Source organism: Rhizobium sp. RAF36 (assembly GCF_052114105.1).
GTDB lineage: Bacteria > Pseudomonadota > Alphaproteobacteria > Rhizobiales > Rhizobiaceae > Rhizobium.
Genome location: NZ_JBFREC010000008.1, coordinates 155994 through 172260, shown reverse-complemented (window position 1 = coordinate 172260; position 16267 = coordinate 155994). Strand labels below are relative to the sequence as shown.

Annotated in this window: 18 protein-coding genes; 5 read left to right on the top strand and 13 right to left on the bottom strand. The window is 61.4% G+C overall.

All coding sequences use genetic code 11. The features are described 5' to 3' along the window. The 5 genes from AB4Z25_RS24125 to AB4Z25_RS24105 all read right to left on the bottom strand — a co-directional run bounded on the left by AB4Z25_RS24125 (window position 1) and on the right by AB4Z25_RS24105 (window position 6274). A complete protein-coding gene (locus tag AB4Z25_RS24125; RefSeq protein WP_442209558.1) occupies window positions 1–1017 on the bottom strand; it encodes an ABC transporter permease in 1017 nt (338 codons plus the stop codon). Continuing rightward, window positions 1007–2557: a sugar ABC transporter ATP-binding protein gene (locus AB4Z25_RS24120; protein WP_442209556.1), complete on the bottom strand. Its 1551-nt coding sequence runs from the start codon at window positions 2555–2557 to the stop codon at window positions 1007–1009. Before AB4Z25_RS24120 ends, AB4Z25_RS24125 begins: the two co-directional genes overlap by 11 nt. Before the next feature lie 62 nt (window positions 2558–2619). Next, a complete protein-coding gene (locus tag AB4Z25_RS24115; protein WP_442209554.1) occupies window positions 2620–3630 on the bottom strand; it encodes a sugar ABC transporter substrate-binding protein in 1011 nt (336 codons plus the stop codon). Window positions 3631–3746: 116 nt separating this feature from the next. Next, on the bottom strand, window positions 3747–4805 hold the full coding sequence (locus AB4Z25_RS24110; protein ID WP_442209552.1) for an ABC transporter permease: 1059 nt from the start codon (window positions 4803–4805) through the stop codon (window positions 3747–3749). After that, the gene (locus tag AB4Z25_RS24105) at window positions 4802–6274 is read right to left on the bottom strand and encodes a sugar ABC transporter ATP-binding protein (protein ID WP_442209663.1); all 1473 of its coding nucleotides are present in this window, start codon (window positions 6272–6274) and stop codon (window positions 4802–4804) included. The genes AB4Z25_RS24110 and AB4Z25_RS24105 overlap by 4 nt, the downstream gene beginning before the upstream one ends. Window positions 6275–6505: 231 nt before the next feature. On the opposite strand from AB4Z25_RS24105, the gene AB4Z25_RS24100 reads away from it, so the two are divergent. Both AB4Z25_RS24100 and AB4Z25_RS24095 read left to right on the top strand, forming a co-directional pair. After that, window positions 6506–7552, top strand: coding sequence for a substrate-binding domain-containing protein (locus tag AB4Z25_RS24100; protein ID WP_442209550.1), 1047 nt, complete (start codon window positions 6506–6508; stop codon window positions 7550–7552). Between the two features lie 75 nt (window positions 7553–7627). Beyond that, window positions 7628–8836 (top strand): acyl-CoA dehydrogenase family protein, encoded by a 1209-nt coding sequence (locus AB4Z25_RS24095; protein ID WP_442209549.1) that lies wholly within the window; start codon window positions 7628–7630, stop codon window positions 8834–8836. A gap of 63 nt (window positions 8837–8899) precedes the next feature. Here AB4Z25_RS24095 and AB4Z25_RS24090 read toward each other — a convergent pair whose 3' ends face one another. From AB4Z25_RS24090 to AB4Z25_RS24075, 4 genes are all read right to left on the bottom strand, one after another. Next, window positions 8900–10117 carry an SfnB family sulfur acquisition oxidoreductase gene (locus AB4Z25_RS24090; protein WP_442209662.1) on the bottom strand — a complete coding sequence of 406 codons (1218 nt, stop codon included), beginning with the start codon at window positions 10115–10117 and terminating at the stop codon, window positions 8900–8902. Window positions 10118–10457: 340 nt separating this feature from the next. Beyond that, window positions 10458–11306: a serine O-acetyltransferase gene (gene cysE / locus AB4Z25_RS24085; RefSeq protein WP_112598988.1), complete on the bottom strand. Its 849-nt coding sequence runs from the start codon at window positions 11304–11306 to the stop codon at window positions 10458–10460. Between the two features lie 181 nt (window positions 11307–11487). Next, on the bottom strand, window positions 11488–11796 hold the full coding sequence (locus AB4Z25_RS24080; RefSeq protein WP_442209547.1) for a BA14K family protein: 309 nt from the start codon (window positions 11794–11796) through the stop codon (window positions 11488–11490). Between the two features lie 97 nt (window positions 11797–11893). Then, a complete protein-coding gene (locus tag AB4Z25_RS24075) occupies window positions 11894–12508 on the bottom strand; it encodes an HAD-IA family hydrolase (RefSeq protein WP_442209660.1) in 615 nt (204 codons plus the stop codon). A gap of 268 nt (window positions 12509–12776) precedes the next feature. Between AB4Z25_RS24075 and AB4Z25_RS24070 the strand changes: the two genes are divergently transcribed. Both AB4Z25_RS24070 and AB4Z25_RS24065 read left to right on the top strand, forming a co-directional pair. After that, window positions 12777–12989: a hypothetical protein gene (locus tag AB4Z25_RS24070; RefSeq protein ID WP_442209545.1), complete on the top strand. Its 213-nt coding sequence runs from the start codon at window positions 12777–12779 to the stop codon at window positions 12987–12989. After that, a complete protein-coding gene (locus AB4Z25_RS24065; RefSeq protein ID WP_442209543.1) occupies window positions 12979–13329 on the top strand; it encodes a hypothetical protein in 351 nt (116 codons plus the stop codon). Before AB4Z25_RS24070 ends, AB4Z25_RS24065 begins: the two co-directional genes overlap by 11 nt. A 25-nt stretch (window positions 13330–13354) precedes the next feature. On the opposite strand, the gene AB4Z25_RS24060 is transcribed toward AB4Z25_RS24065, so the two are convergent. The 4 genes from AB4Z25_RS24060 to AB4Z25_RS24045 all read right to left on the bottom strand — a co-directional run bounded on the left by AB4Z25_RS24060 (window position 13355) and on the right by AB4Z25_RS24045 (window position 15868). Next, complete coding sequence (locus AB4Z25_RS24060; RefSeq protein WP_112390002.1) at window positions 13355–13624, bottom strand: hypothetical protein; 270 nt, start codon at window positions 13622–13624, stop codon at window positions 13355–13357. A 200-nt stretch (window positions 13625–13824) separates the two neighbouring features. Further along, window positions 13825–14001, bottom strand: coding sequence for a hypothetical protein (locus tag AB4Z25_RS24055; RefSeq protein WP_162702836.1), 177 nt, complete (start codon window positions 13999–14001; stop codon window positions 13825–13827). A 122-nt stretch (window positions 14002–14123) separates the two neighbouring features. Beyond that, a complete protein-coding gene (locus tag AB4Z25_RS24050; RefSeq protein ID WP_442209658.1) occupies window positions 14124–15074 on the bottom strand; it encodes a hypothetical protein in 951 nt (316 codons plus the stop codon). Window positions 15075–15208: 134 nt separating this feature from the next. Next, a complete protein-coding gene (locus tag AB4Z25_RS24045) occupies window positions 15209–15868 on the bottom strand; it encodes a DUF1007 family protein (protein ID WP_442209541.1) in 660 nt (219 codons plus the stop codon). Window positions 15869–16046: 178 nt separating this feature from the next. Between AB4Z25_RS24045 and AB4Z25_RS24040 the strand changes: the two genes are divergently transcribed. Next, window positions 16047–16259: a hypothetical protein gene (locus tag AB4Z25_RS24040; protein ID WP_112599070.1), complete on the top strand. Its 213-nt coding sequence runs from the start codon at window positions 16047–16049 to the stop codon at window positions 16257–16259. Window positions 16260–16267: the final 8 nt, after the last annotated feature.

Genomic DNA, 16267 nt, shown 5'->3' with positions numbered 1-16267 from the left:
TCAAGCCTCCCGTTTGCGCAGCAGGGTCGTGGCCGAGACCACGATGAGGATGAGAAGACCCTGGACGCCGCTGACCAGTGTGCTCGGGAGGTTGAGAAGCTGGAAGCCGTTGGTCAGGAAGCCGACGAACAGCGCCGAGATCAATGTGCCCGGAATTGTTGGAACCAGACGGCGCGAGAACACCGAGCCGAGAAGCGCGATGACGACGACGGGGAGCAGCGCTTCGCCGGAACCGGTAGTGCTGCCGCTGAGATAGGAGACCGAGAGAATGCCGGCCACCCCGCCGCACAACCCGCTGGCAATGAAGGCGCCTGCAAGCAGGCGCTTGACCGGCAAGCCGGCGGCCCGCGCAGCATCCGGAAACACGCCGACTGCATAGAGCCGCAGGCCAGCCGGCGTGTATTGGATGATCGCCCCGGCAAGGGCGGCAAAGCCGAGCAAGATATAGGCAAGGAACGGGATGCCGAAGCTGTCTGACGAGGAGATCGCCGTCAGGAAATCGGTCGATGCTGGAACGACGGTATTTTGCGTCAGCACGAGCTCCAGACCGGCGGCTATATTCATTACTGCGAGTGTCGCGAGCAACGGCACGATACCGGCGAGCACCACCGCGGCTGCGTTGACCGCGCCAATCGAAAGGCCGGTCAACAGTGCCGCTCCGGCGGCGGCCGGGTCGCTGAAACCCAGCTGGATCAATGTCGCGTAGACTGCGGCGCTCAGGCCCATATTGGCGGCAATAGAAAGGTCGATGCCGCCGGTGACGACATTGGAGCCGCCGGCGATCAGCACTACCGTCAGTCCGATTGCCAATATCCCCGAAATTGCCGATTGGCCGAGCACATTGCCGATATTGCCGACGGAGAGGAAATAAGGTGCGGTGAGTGCAAATGCGGCCAGTATGACTGCGAAGACGAGCAGCGAGCCGAAACGGAGGATCGCCGCCGCCGAGGTGCCGCCGGTGCGCGGTACATCGGCGAGATAATCCGGGGAGGGAGCGAGCTGGATATCAGCCGACATGATGCAATCCTTCCGAAGCGCCCGTCGAGATCGCGAGCACTTCATCGGTTGTGGTTTCTGCTGAGGCGAGTTCACGGATCAGCCGTCCGCGGAAGAACACCAGAATGCGATCGGTGATACCGACGAGCTCAGGCAGGTCGGAAGACAGCACGATGACGCCCGCGCCGCGCGCCGCAAGCTCGCCGATCAGCGTGTAGATCTCGACCTTCGAGCCAATGTCCACGCCGACGGTCGGCTCATCGAGCAGATAGACTTCGGAATGGCGGCTCAGCCATTTTGCGATCGCCACTTTCTGCTGGTTTCCGCCTGACAGGGTGCGTACCAGCGCATTCCCGCCGGCCGTCTTGATCTGCAGGCGCCGGATCAGGTCATCCGTGTCTCGCCGTTCGCCGGCCAGCTTGAGGAAACCGAAGCGGCTGTAGTGCGACAGGCTTGGAAGCGTGATGTTTTCGGTGACGCTGAGGTCGAGGCTGACGCCGTTTCCGCGCCGGTCCTCGGGAACGAGCGCGATATGGCTCTCGACCGCTGCCGAAGGGCTCTTCGGGTCGATGGTCCGTCTGCCCGTCTCGATCGTGCCGTCTGCGGCGCGCTGGAGGCCGAAGAGCGACCGCAGCACGTCCTTGGCGCCGGAGCCGAGAAGCCCGGTGATGCCGAGCACCTCGCCGCGGCGCAGGGTGAAGCTGACATTGTCGAAGCGGCCGGGCGCCGATAGGCCGCGAACGTCTAGAATTGCGTCTCCGAGTTCGACCTTGCGCTTGGGGAACATCTCGCCGATATCGCGTTCGATCATCAGGCCTGCGATCGTCGTGGCAGGTGCCTCGCTGATCGGCAGGGAAGCGACGCTGAGCCCGTTGCGCAGCACCGTCACATGATCGCAGAGGTCTTCGATCTCGTTGAGATAGTGCGAGATGTAGATGATGGTCACACCTTCGTCGCGAAGGCGGCGGATCAGCCGGAAGAGGATGTCGGCTTCGCGCCGGACGAGGGCAGCAGTCGGCTCATCGAAGACGAGAACCTTCGGCTTATGGAGCAGCGCCCGCGTGATCTGCACGATCTGCCGTTCGGCGGTCGATAGCTGGCTGATCAGTGCATTTCTCGGCAGATTGATGCCGAAATAATTCGCAAGCAGTTCCTCGGCGCGCTTCTGCATCGCGCGGCGATTGAGAAACGGAGTTCGCGCGATGCGCTTCTCGTGACCGAGAAACAACGCCTCGCCGACCGTGAAGGTTGGAACCAGCAGCCGGTCCTGGTGGATGAAATGGATGCCGAGTTCGTCGCAGAGATGCGGCGTGAGCCTCTCGTACGGCTTGCCATCGACCTCGATCGACCCCCCGTCCGGCAGATGGAAGCCGGCAAGAAGCTTGATCAACGTCGATTTTCCGGCGCCGTTCTGGCCGACAAGGCCGTGTACCGTGCCGCGCCGGACAGCGAGCGATGTTCCGGCCAGCGCCTGCGCACCGCCGAAGCGTTTCACGACCCGGTCGAAGCGAATGATGATATCGCCGGTTTCAGCTGTGGGCGCCACTGCGGATGCACTCATGTTGGATTGTTCCAGAATTCGGAGCGCGGCCCCTCCCGCAATCGAAAGGGTCCGCCTCAAGATCAGCCGATGCCGAGCTTCTTGATGATGTCGGAGACATTCTCCTTGTTGGCGAGCAGCGCCGGGACATAGCTTTCGCGCGGCAGCGTCTGGCCCGACAACAGTTTCGCGACGTTGCGGATGGCGACGCGGCCGATCTCGGCCGGTTGCTGCGCCGCGTCGGCGCCGGCGGGCGACTTCGGATCGGCAACGAGCTGTAGAACCTCGGGGCTGCCATCGACACCATAGGTGCGGATTTCATTGCGTCCGGCGGCTGCGATCGCCTGCGTGGCGCCGAGCTGCGGGATATCCCATGCAGACCAGACCGCCTTGATCGAACCCTTTTCCGGATACTTGTTCAGGATCGCGGTGATCTGTGTGAAGGCGTCCTGCACAGTGTTGGGGATGACGTCCCGCAGTTCCGGCTGGATGATCTTCACCTTCGGGAAGTACTTGACGACGTTGACGAGCTGGTCGTAGCGGATGGCGCAGGGTGTCACGCCGTAGAAGCCGTTGAAGACGACGATATTGCCTTCGCCGCCGATATCGGAAACCAGCTGCAGCGCCAGGTCCTTGCCGATACCCCAGTTATCCGAAGTCGTGTTGTTCAGCGAATTCGTCGAGCCGACATCGACGGTCAGGACGGGGATCCCGGCATCGCGCGCCTTCTTAAGCCACGGATCGATGACGCTCAACGTCCCCAGGATCTGCACGAGCGCGTCGGGCTTCTGTGCCACGAGCGTCTGCAGTTGGGCGATCAACTTGCCGTCGTTGCGGCCCGCGTCGACGGCGATCGGCTCGCCGCCGAGGCGTTTCACCTCTTCGATCTGGGCATTGTAGACCTGCAGATCGAAGTAGTGGTCGGTGCCAGTCGCGCTGATGGCAACCCGCTTGCCCTTCAGCGAGAGCGCCGCATCACCGGCGCGCGCTACCGGCGCCGTCAGCAGGCTGCTACCTGCAAAGGTCGCTCCTGCGACCGCTGCAAACTTCAAGATTTCGCGGCGTCCAAGGCCGTCCCCAATTTCCTTAGTCATGGTCATATCCCTCAATTTCAATAGTTTATAAAATATATGGAAATAAACGACAAAGGAGGTACGTTATTCCAAAAGTTCAGAGTGTTGACGAAAATTTCGCGGGCCGGGCAGGGCCGTTAGCGATCAGCATTGCGGCCCAAGCCGAAGGTCAGTGCTAGCGCGCCGACCAGGACGGCGCCCTTGACGAAGTCCTGCGTATAGTAGGGCGCATTGAGCATCGTCAGCCCGTTAAGCAGCACGCCCACGAAGACTGCACCTGCAACGGTTCCAAGCACATTCGGGCGGCGCAGGTTGAGCACGGCAAAGCCGATCAGGGACGCGGCGACGGCATCCATTAGCAGTGAACCGCCCGATGAGACATCGCCGCGCCCGACACGTGCGGCAATGACGATGCCGCCCAATGCGGCGAGTGCTCCCGATATGACGTAGGCAAGCGTCTTCAGCCGTGTCGTTGAAGCACCGGCGAGCCGCGTCGCCAGTTCATTGCCGCCGGTGGCAAAAAGCAGGCGGCCTATGCGCGTGTGTTCCGTCAGCAGGTATAATGTGACGGCTGCGGCTACCATCAGCACGACCGAGACCGGCAATGTGGCGAACAGGCTGTATCGGCCGATCATCAGGAATGCCGGATCGAAGGCGCCTGATGCCTTCGATCCGTCGGGCAGGATGAGCCCGGGAGAGATCGAGCGGCCAGCAGTCGGAATAAGCTGCAGGCCAGACAGCAGAAACATCATGGCGAGCGTCGCCAGGAGATCAGGCACCCGCAATCTGACGATCAGCAGGGCGTTGATCAGCCCGACCGTTGCGCCAAACATCAGCACCAGCGGCACCGTGACGAAGGCATCGAGTTGCCAGACGATCATCGCGTAGCTTGCCGCCATGACGCTGGAGGCGGCGATGGCACCGATCGAAAGGTCGAAGCCGCCGACGGCCAGCGTCACCGTGACGCCCGCGCCGAGAATCGCGACGACCGAGACGGCCTGGAGGATGCTCATCAGATTGGCGACGTTCACAAAGGCCGGTTCGGCAATGCCGAAGCCGATCACCATCAATCCAAGCAGGATGAAGACGGCGCCGGAACGCAGCGAGCGGCCTAGCGCGGTGGCACGGTCTGCAACGTCTTGGCGTGCACTCTCCTTGCTCTGCGTTGCAAAGGCGTCATCGTCGATGCTCGTCATATCGTTGGTCCATATAAGGTGAGGGTTTCGCTGGCCGGAAGGAGCGTATGGCTGTCGATCGTCACTATGCGATCGGCCACCTCGAGCGCTTCTTCCGGATCCGACGTGGCAATCAAAGTGGCGCGGTCCCGGCGCGATCGGATCGCCTTGATGATGTCGTGCCGCGCGCCGACGTCGACGCCCTGGAAGGGCTCGTCGAGCAGCAGCAGCCGGCTCGGCTCGGCCTCCCAGCGGGCAAGAACCGCCTTTTGCTGGTTGCCGCCGGAAAGGGTCCAGACCGAAGCAAAGGGACCGGCAGCCTTGATGCCGATCCGGGAAATGGCGATCGTCGCTTCCCGCGTTTCGCGCCCGCCCGCGATCAGGCCGAACGGATACCATTTCTTCAGATGGGGAAGGCTGATGGTGGCGGCCAGCGAGTTTCCCGGCCAGGCGGCAGGCATGAGAGAAGAGCGATGCCGGTCTTCACCCGCCATCGCAACGCCTGCCGCAATCCCATCCGCTGGTGACCTCGGGCGATAGACTTTGCCCTCGAGTTCCATCGTCCCGCTTGCGAGGGAGGCCGCGCCGAAGATCGCCGACAGAAGCCGGCTCTTGCCGGCGCCGAGCACGCCGGTAAGAGCCACGACCTCGCCTTCGGCGATCTCGAGATCGAACGGTACGCTCGACGGCAGTAGCCTGATATCGCGCATCGCCAGAACGGCTGGGCCAACAGCCTCTCGCGCCGCGGGCCGTGCCAGTTCGAGCTTGCGGCCGATCATGGTCTCAAGCGCACGGGAGAAGTCGATCGGCTGCGAGAAACTCTCGACGACCCGCCCGCCGCGCATGACGACGGCGCGGTCGGCAATGGCCTTCAGATCGGCGGTTCTATGAGAGATATAGAGGATCGCGAGACCCTTTGCGCGCAAGCGGCGCAGAACATCGAACAGGCGCTGGCTTTCGTCTCCCGAAAGACTTGAGGTCGGCTCGTCGAGGATCAGCAGCTCCGCATTGTTTGCAAGCGCGCGTGCGATGGCGACGAGCTGACGGTCGGCGGTGCTGAGATCTGCAAAATCCCGGTCGAGCGGCAGGTCGAAGCTGGCAGTATCGAGAATTGCGCGCGCCTGCCTGCGCACGCTCCGTCGCGAGATGAAGAACGGCGCCGAGCCCTCGGCGAAACGGTTCAGAAGCAGGGTATCTGCGACCGTCAGCCCGGCCGCTCCGGCGAGATCGGTCGATTGATGCACGGTCACCACCCCGGCTCGCGCCGCTTCCGATGGCGTCTTCGGGGCGAACGGCCGGCCGTTCAGTTCAATCAGGCCACTGTCTGCGGGAAATAGGCCGGAAACGATTTTCACCAGGGTCGATTTGCCCGCGCCATTGGCGCCCATCAGCGCAACGATCTCGCCGCGCTCGATCGACAGGCTCGCGTCGGCGAGCGCAACTGTCGATCCAAATCTGTGGGTGATGTTTTCGACGCGAAGAAGCGGCATCATTCATATCCGGGCTTTCGAGCCGGCATATTGGACCGGCGGGGGCGTCCCGTTCCAGGCAAGCGATTGCCCGTGCGGCCTGTGTTGCGAAACAAAGAATCTCCCGGAGCTCCGAAAATCGGATGATTTAATCTACTAAAAACATAGAGTTTATATCTAATAATTTCATGCGCCGCCGGGATCGTTCTGCCCGTCAGACGGTGCCTGCCATCGATCACAAGGACAGCGACGATGAAATCTCTTGCACGGCTTGCTTTTTCTGCAGCCGCCCTCTCCGCATCTCTCTCCTCCGCAGCCTTTGCCGGTGGCCTGAGCGGCGCCCCGGCTCCCTTCGACAAGGGCGGGGTCAAGGTGGCGCTGATCAGCTACATCTCCGCTGGCGATTTCTTCCAGGCCTATCAGGCCGGTGCCGAGGCGCAGGCGAAGGCACTCGATATCGATCTTCGCGTCTTCCCGGGGAGGCAGGACGCAGCCCAGCAGCGCGAGCAGATTCTGCAGGCGATCAATCTCGGCGTGGCCGGTATCGTCGTCGATCACGGCTTGCCGGAATCGCTGAGCGACGTCGTCCAGCAGGCAGTGGACAAGGGCATCAAGGTCGTTGCCTTCGACGTCAATCTCAACAACCCAAAGATCCCGCAGGTCGAACAAAGCGACCATGAGCTTGCCGAACTTGCCCTGAAACAGGCAGTCAAGGACAATGGCACCAGCTTCAAGGCGGGCTATGTCTACGTCGCGGGCTTCGCGCCGCTCGACCGCCGCAACGAGGTTTGGGACAAGTTCAAGGCCGAGAATTCAGGCGTCACCGAGAAGGCCCGGTTCGGCAATGTCAGCGACACAACGGCGACCTCGACGGCCGACCAGGCAAAGGCGGCGCTGACCGCCAATCCCGACATCAATGTGGTCTTCGCGCCCTATGACGAGTTCGCCCGCGGCGTGAAGCTTGCGGCCGGTGACCTCGGCATCTCCGGCAAGCTGAAGATCTATTCGGCCGACGTTTCGACCGCCGACATCCAGGAAATCACCGAAGAGGGCAGCCCGTGGGTTGCAACGGTTGCGACCAATCCGGCCGTCGTCGGTGCCGTGTCGGTTCGCGCAGCAGCCCTGCAGATCGCCGGGCAGGACGTTCCCCACCAGATCACCGTCAGGCCTGTGCTCCTGACGCAGGAGGGCCTGCGCGCCGCCGGTGTCAAGACGATCGAGGACCTCGCCCAGAAGATCCCGGAATTCAGCGCCAGCGATGCGGTGACCGCGAACTGGATCCCGGCAAAGCTTTTCTAGGCTGACATTCTCGATCTCCCGGCGGGGACCACGAGGCGCCGCCGGCTTCAATTTCATAGAACCGGAGTTTTCATCATGAGCCAGTCCAATGTCGTCTTTGCGGCCAATCGCAGCACGACGCGCGAGGACCTTTTTACCCGTGCGGAGGAGATCTCGGCTGATCTTTCCGCCCGCGCAGGCGAACTTGACCGCGATGGCCGTCCGCCGATCGGCGAGATCGTCAAGCTGAAGAACGCCGGCCTCCTAAACGCACTCCACGATATCAAGATCGGCGGAGGCGGGCTCGATTGGGTGGATGGTCTGCGGCTGGTGCGTATCCTCGCGCGCGGCGAAAGCTCCATCGGCCAGCTGCTCGGCTACCACTACGTCAACAGCCAATATATCAACTGGGCATTCGACGAGCCCCGGGCGCAGGCACTGAGTTCCGAGACGGTGGCAAAGAGCCTCTATTGGGGAGCAGCGGTCAATCCGCGCGATCCGGGCCTCGTGCTGACGCGGCGCGGCAACGGCTATGTGCTGAACGGTCGCAAGTCCTTCTCCACGGCAGCGCACGTGTCAGACTATATCAATGCCAATGCCGCGCTTGATGACAAGATTGCCGGTTTTGCAGTGCCGACAAGCCGGCCGGGATACAAGGCGAATGATGACTGGGACAATTTCGGCCAGCGTCTTTCCGACAGCGGCAGCGTCGAGTTTCATGATTTCCCCGTATATGAGGACGATTTCGTCGCCGCACCCGCGCCGGCAGATGAGGCTCCGCCGGTGCTCTCGACCTTCAACACGCCGCTGATCCAGCTGGTCTTTGTCAATTTCTATCTGGGAACGGCAGAGGGCGCGCTGAACGCTGCCGTCGACTATGTCCGCACGACGACCCGCCCCTGGGTGACGTCGAATGCGGCCCGCGCTGCCGACGATCCCTATATTCTTGAAAGGGTCGGCGAGCTCACAGCGGCGGTCAAGGCATCGGCAGCACTTGCCGATGTCGCAGCCGCGGTGGTGCAGGAGGGGCTGGCGAAGGGGCATGCGGTGACGGCGCGCGAGCGCGGCGAAGCTGCCGCCGAAGCCTATGCCGCCAAGGTGCATGCGACCCATGTGTCGCTGGATGTCACCTCGCGGGTCTTCGAGCTGATGGGCGCCCGTGCGACAGCGGAGAAATACCGCTTCGACCGCTTCTGGCGCAATGTGCGAACGCACACGCTGCACGACCCGGTCTTCTACAAGGCTAAGGAAGTCGGAGAGTTCGTGCTGAACGGCCGGATACCCGAGGTCAGCCTCTATAGCTGAGGCCTGTATCGCGCAAACAAGAAAACCCCTTCGCAACCTTGCGGAGGGGTTTCCTTTTGTTCGTCAGAGCGCACCGTTTTTCGGTGGAATGACGCCGTTCAGATGGTAATTGCCGACGACGTGATATTTCCACCGGATGGGGTCATGAAGTGTATGGGTGCGGGCATTGCGCCAGTGCCGGTCGAGATTCAGCCCCGTCTTCACCGAGCCAGTTCCCGCCAGTTCGAACAACGTCGTGCTTGCTTCAAGCGCGATCTCCGTGGTCAGCACTTTTGCCGCTGCGACAGCGAGGCTCGCCTCGACGACCTTCTCTTCGCTTGTGTCGGCCTGCGCGGCATCGACCTTGCGCCCGGCACGTTCGAGAAGCGCGCTGGCGGCTTCCAGCCTGATAGCGATCTGGCCGGCCTTGGCGATCGTCAGCGGATCGTCGCTGGCGCGCTCGGCGCCGCTGTTCATCCAGGGGCGTGCCTTGTGCGAGACGAAATCGACCATCTCCTTGAAGGCAGCCCGGGCGATACCGAGATCGACGCCGGCGTGAATGATCTGCCCGACAGAACCGATGGTCGAGGGCCGCTCGAAACCGCGGTGATGCGACACGACCGCGGCGCGCTCGACGAAGACGTTGTTCAGGATCGTGGTGCCGCTGCCCGTGGTGCGTTGGCCGAACCCATCCCAGTCATCGACGATGTCGATACCCTCGGTTCCCTTGGGCAGAAAGGCCATGACCAGGTGATCGTCTTCATCCAGTGCAAAGACGGTGATCCAGTCCGCAAAGATCACTCCAGTCGAATAGTATTTCGTGCCGTTGATCCGGTAGCCGCCGCCATCGCGGGTAATGCGGGTCTCATAGTGCCCAACCGTCTTGGTGCCGCGTTCGGACAGCGCGTTGCCGAACCGGCGCCCGGCCAGGGCTTCGGCGAAGAAGGTTTTCTTCTGGTCTTCGCTGCCGTCGGTCCGCAGCGCCTCCAGAATGTAGAAATGGTTCTGGGGGATCTGGCCGAGCGAACCGTCCGCTTCCGAAATGATGGCGGTGATCTCAGCGAGAACTGCGTTGGAAATGCCAAGACCGCCGAAGTCTTTCGGCACGGTGATTGCCAGAAGACCGGAGGACGAAAGCCGGTCGAGCTCTTCGAAGGGCAATATCCTTTCGGCATCCCGCTGCGACGCAGTTTGCGCGAAGCGCTCTGCAAGCTCACGGGCGGTCCGGATGGCCTCGTCTTCCGTTGCAATGCGGTGCGCGGCAGGTCTTGCCGCGGGAGGTGAAAAGGGCGCGTTCATCATCGCTTCCTGTGGAATATGCCGTAGCACCGTGCGTGGTGGGCCGGGGTTGATTGTCCCGCGCATCTAGGCACCAAAGCATAGGGCCTCACAACAATATAAATTCCATAAAAATTATGGAGAATAGAATTGCATTTCTCCCCGGCAGCCGGGCTCCGGCATAGTGTCTATCGATTGCAGGCTGGCGCCGGTCGAGACAAGACGGGACCGGTGGTGTTTTAGCCGGGCGCTTTGGAGGGCATGACGGATATGATGGGCGCGAAGACGGAAAAGACGATCGTCCTGCTGCTCTGCGCCGGAACTGTTGCCTCGCTGTTTCTGGCCTTCAGCTAGGGGAGCGCTTTCAGATCACGTAATCCGGTTCGGAAAGGCTCTGGTCCATAGTGACGCCGGGCAGGCCGGAATGGGGCTTGCCGACCACCCGTGCCGGGACACCGGCAACGGATGTGTAGGGAGCCACCGATGCGATTACTACGCTGCCAGCGCCAACCTTTGCGCCCACGCCGATCTCGATATTTCCCAGAATCTTGGCACCCGCGCCGATCAGGGCGCCCCTTCGGACTTTGGGATGCCGGTCGCCATCCTGCTTGCCGGTTCCGCCGAGCGTGACGTTCTGGAGAATGGAAACCTCATCTTCCACCACGGCGGTTTCGCCGATAACCAGCCCGCTGCCGTGGTCGAGCATGATGCTCTTGCCCATCTGTGCTGCCGGGTGGATATCGACGCCGAAAATTTCCGAAACCCGGCTCTGCAGATGCCTTGCCATATGCAACCGCTTCTCGTGCCAAAGCCAGTGGGCGACGCGATGCGCCTGCAGGGCGGCGAAACCCTTGAAATACAGAAATGGCGTCAGGATCTCGGCGTTTGATGGATCGCGCTCGCGCACGGCGATCAGGTCGGCAACGGCTTGCTCAATGATATCCGGCTCCGAGACGAAGGCTTGCGCGACCGCGGCCAGAAGTTCGTGCTGATCCAGATCGTGATCGGCAAGTTTGTGAGCGATGCGGTTTGCAAGCGCCTCGGCAAAACTGGAATGATAGAGGATCGCCGCATTCATTGGGCGTACGAGCGCCCGGTCCTTCGCCGCCGCGTCGGTTGCCTCCCGGCACAGCGCGCTCCAGATCTCGGCTCTCGCGAGCGACAAGGGCGCAAAATTCGAGAGCTCGTTCAACATGGCATGCGGACTTGCCATGCCTTTTCCTCCAGCCGGCCACTCAGGACTTCAGATTAGGGCCGCCGCGTCGGGGACAGAACGCATAGAGTTCGCGCATTGCAGACCAGAGGATAATTTTCGTCCCGGATTGGCGCGAAGCGCGCAAAAAACAATCCCGATATCGCCGCCTTGTCGACAGCGGGCGGTAGCGTCTTCACGCTTAACGCGGTGAACGGCACTCCGCCTGCCCGCCCTTGCCAGTGGCGTAGGTGTTGTCGGTCGGATTGTAGGACGGGAATTTCTTGGCGCACCACTTGATGTGGGCAATCTCCGCGGGAGACAAAAGCCAGTTTTCAGCTGCCGCCGCCTTACCGGTTTCGGCGGAATAGGCGGCAACGGATGCGTTGGTTTCGGAATTGCCGGCGACGGCCGGGGGATCAATGCGGAAGGCAAAGGCGGAGGATGCGCCGGACATCACAATCGCGGCGGTTACCGCGCATGCTGCCAGAGATTTCGCCACCGTAGACATTTGCCAACTCCAATCGTCGATCTGCACATCAACGGAGAGACCAGCGGTTTTGTTCCGGAACTGCTGCTGGGCAGGCAAACGGGGCCGGGCAGGGATGTTACTTTTCGACGACCGAGATCTTGCCGTCTTCGGAGATCAGCGGGAACACGCCGGTATAGTCCCCGATCGAGGGATGATCTGGAAACACCGCCTTGTGGCCGGCGGCGGTGATCACCATGACTTCGGCTCCGGCAGCCTCTCCAGCCTTCACCCCGGCTTCGACATCTTCGAACACGAGGCAGCTTTCCGGCGGCACGCCGAGCTTTCTGGCGCCAAGAAGATAGCATTGCGGATCGGGCTTTCCGGAGGTCACGTCATCGCCGGTCACGATCTGCTGCGGGACAGGGAGCCCGGCGGCTTCCAGCCTGCGGATCGCCAGCGCCTTCGTGGACGAGGTAACGATCGCCCAGCGTTGTGGCGGCAGCGCCGCCAGAAATTCGGCGGCTCCGGGAATGGCGACGATACCATCGACATCCTCGATTTCGGCCTGTGTGATCTTTGCGGCCTCAACCTCGGGATCGACACCAGGAAGGTTCAATTGGCGGATCGTATCGACGCTCCGCTTTCCGTGCATGGTCGGCAAGAATTCGACGGGATTCAGTCCGTGACGTTCGGCCCAGGCGCCCCAGACCCTTTCGGCGGCAGCCGTAGAGCTGAGGATGGTTCCGTCCATATCGAAGAGAAAACCGGAAAAGCGTCTTTTGCTGTCGAGAGGCACGTGCAGACCCTCCAATCGGTTTTGGGCGTTCCACCTTATCGCCCGCCGAAGGTGTATTGAACAGCGCAGGATCGGAGAATCTTCCGCTGCACCAGAGTGAACCAGCGCATTGCGTATTTACGGCTGGTTCACCATGACCGCCGCATCTGCCTTCGCAGACCCCGAATGCCGGTTAAGTGTTTCCTGAAACTCGCTCCCGAGTCGCCTCAAGAATAGGAACGTGATGAGCTATCTGACATTCGACGTTCAATCGCTTCTGCGCGAGCTCGACCAGTTCGCGTCGGAGCTTTCGAGCCTTGCGAAATCGGTCGAAGTGACGGCCCTCGAACTCCGGTTCGCCATGCTGCGCGCGATGATCGAAGACTGCATGGGCATCAGCTCTTCAAACGACAATCTTGCCCGCGAAAGCCTGGATGGAGCCGGACATGCGAGCTGACACCGCGGTGCTCCGCACCTCGCTTGCGCGCATTCGGGCCGAAGCGCAGCAGATACAAGCCGCCGACCTGCCGGCGAAGGCCACGGCTTTCATTACCGAGCTGGAGCGCCTTGCCGTGTCATTGCCTGAGATGACCGATATCGCCAAGCGCAACGAGCTGGTCAGGATCGGGGAATTGGCGACGGCGCTTTCCAGCTGGATCGACGATCGCGATCCGGGTGCCTCCGCCGCCTTCGAAGAGGCGGCCCTTTCGCTAGGCATGACCCAGTCCAGCGAAAGCGAGCTGCTGGAAGCCATCGTCGGCGTGGCGCGATCGGCGCTCGCGCTTCTTCGCAGGTAAGCGATCCAACGGTACGGCAGCGGGCTCAATGCCCGCCGCGGGATTCGGGATTGATGGTCAGGACGGTTGCCGCCAGCGCATCCCTGACATTGTAGCCGATGTCGCCCTCGGCCTTGATCAGAACATAGAAAACCCGCACCGCCTTCAATTTGGCATCGACGGCATCCGTTTCGGCATCGCTGACGAGCGTGACGATATGGGCCCTGTCGGTCTCGGCTGTGCCGAGAGCCTTGAGCTGGGGCAACACTTTCACCCAGTCCTGAAGTTCGGGAAGATAGACTAAAAAGCGATTCACAGTGTGCTCCTTCAATAAGGAGCAACGTCCTATCACTATGGCCCGTGACGCCAGCGTGACACCACCAAAGGTCTTCGCTGAGCCGCCGGACGGAGCCTGGCGGCTACCGGGGATATGCAAGCCGGGATGCAGGAGCGATCAGCGCTGCCGTTCGGGCGAATCGATCAGCTATGTCCGTCCGTCTTCCCGATACGCTGGCGCTAGGCGGCCAGCGCATCCTCATCGTCTGCCAGATAGTCCAGCAGATCGTACAGCACCTCCGTCTCGTCCTCGGTCTCAGGACGTTTCGTCGGCGGAACATTCTTGACGGGCGCCTTGGCCCGTTGCCGGAAGGTTGCCCGGGGAACCCGGACTGTATTTGCGCGTCTGTTTGCCATCTGCTGCCTCACGCGTAACAAGGAGGATCAAAAGCTTAAGGCCTCACTTAATCACCAAACGCTTGAATAGTCGCGTGACGCCGGCGTGACATGGGGATGCTGGAGACGGGCGGACGCCGCCGTCAGTTCACGTTGCCTTCGCACATCGGCACCGGCCGCGCCGGCTGAGGGGGATGATCCGCCTTGTACTGGGCGATGACCGGCTCGAGCTTTTCCTTCGGCCAGAATGCCGGCGTGCCGATCGCCTTGAGGCAGGAGGCATTCCAGTAGGGGCCGTTCGGCGCCAGTGTGCGCCCACCGCCGACGGACTGCGCGACGGCTTTGATATCCTTGGATTCCGGGTAGATATAGAGCGTCGTCGGATTGCCATCGATCATCGAAAGCACCTTCGGCGCGTCCGATGGCGACCAGCTGGTGCAGCCGTCGCTCCGTCCGCCTGCATAGGTGACGAGCTTTCCGAGCGGAACATAGCCCGTGCTGTTCGCATAGGTGCTCTCAGGCTTCTTCTGCATGCAGATCCCTGAGACCAGGGCCGCAGCATGGCCGCCGATGGCGCGTTGCCTTGCATTGGCCGTCTCTCCGATACCGTCGAACTGCACGAAGGAGCGGATGAAGGCGGCTTCGCGATCGGCACTCGTGCGGTAATAGCCCTTGAAAGACGTCTTGATCTCGCTGGTCAGATAGGCGCCGCCGGCGGTCAGATTGGAATCGAGGGCGTTGCCAAAGTTTTTGGCGCATTCCCGGCCGTTGGAAAAGTTCGCCACGCCCTGGAGATTGCGGCCGCCGCCATGGCCGGCGGAAATGACGCGAAACGATCTGTCGGCCTCGCAGATCACATAAAACCGGCCATCCGATAGGTCACCCGGGTCATTCGGCCGTGTCGCGTCCATAGCGAAATAGCACTCGTTTCGAACCTTGCCTTCGGCGACTTTAGAGAGATAGAGGCGGCGTGCCCGCTCCAGCACCGGCAGGGCGATCTGGCTATTGGCCTCGCCGACATAGGTCATGAGCCAGTCCGGAATCGGCAGACGCCCGTCGGCCCCGGATGCCTGTACTGCCGTCGTGGCCGACATGAGCAGGCTCGCAAAGCCAAGGAGCAGGGATCTTTTAGGCACGGCGCATTCTCCCGGATAGTCTCTCGGCGCATTCGGCCGCCGAACGGTTTGATAGATCTGACCCACGCTCATCCATCAGGGTTGAAGAAGTCTTAACACCGCACTTCCAGTCTTGTCGCGACGATCTGCGAGTAGTCGCTGCCCATAGGGTCGTTGAAGAACAGCGTGGTCAGCATTGCCTGGTTTTCAGCCAGAATCTGCTTTGAATCGGGCCGGACGACCTTTCGCGTGCAGCGGTTGAAACCGTCGCCGGATGTTTTCAGATCCGCGTCACTTCCGAAATCGAGCGCCGTGTAGAGCGACGGATCGTAAACGCCGAATACCATCAGGCCCTTCAGCGGTGTCCGTTCCGCGGGCTTCTGCGTGAACGACAGGATCAGCGATCCATCCTCATAGGTCGCATGCATCACATCGGGCTCGGCAAGTTTGATCGCTTTGCCGTTGATGGTAATCTTGGTGTAATAGTCGTATTGCGCCAGTGACTTGCGCACCGTCTTTGCGACAGCCGTCAGTTCGGCAGGTTCCAGCTTCGAATTGCCGTTCTTGTCGAAATCCAGCAGCACAGAGGAAGAGAAGACCTCGTCGAAGCGCCAGGTATCGCGCAATTCGCCGAGGCTGCCATCGGCGCCCGCTACTGCTTCGAACTTGGCATCGACGAAGATGTGTGGGTGGGCAAGCGCACCCGTCGGCATCCCGCCAATAACAAGCAGGGTTGCAGCAGCAATTCGGCGTCGAAACGATCGGGAGCTCATATGACGTGACTGCGCGGAGATTGTGCCCGATTTAAGTTGAACCGATCCCGATAACGGTCTGTTTTTTCTCGCCACGCTAACGGATGGCGGACACGGCTTCAGGAAACACTGTTCCATCGCCATAAGTCTTGGTAATGAGGCGCCCTATATCATTCAGCCGGCTCAATCAGGTGCTATCATGGACGAAAACAAATTCCTTTCACTGTGCAAGGGCGGAAAGTTCAAGGAAGCGCTGGCGCTGGCGATCGAAGGCGGCGAGAAGCAGAAATACACCCCCAGCCGCTTTTCCATGGACAAGAAGACCGGAAAGCCGATTTTCTATCGCGGTAACAAGCGCGTCGAGATGGATGAAAACGGCGAGTGGCTGATCTCAAAGAACACGCAGGTTTGATGCGGGCT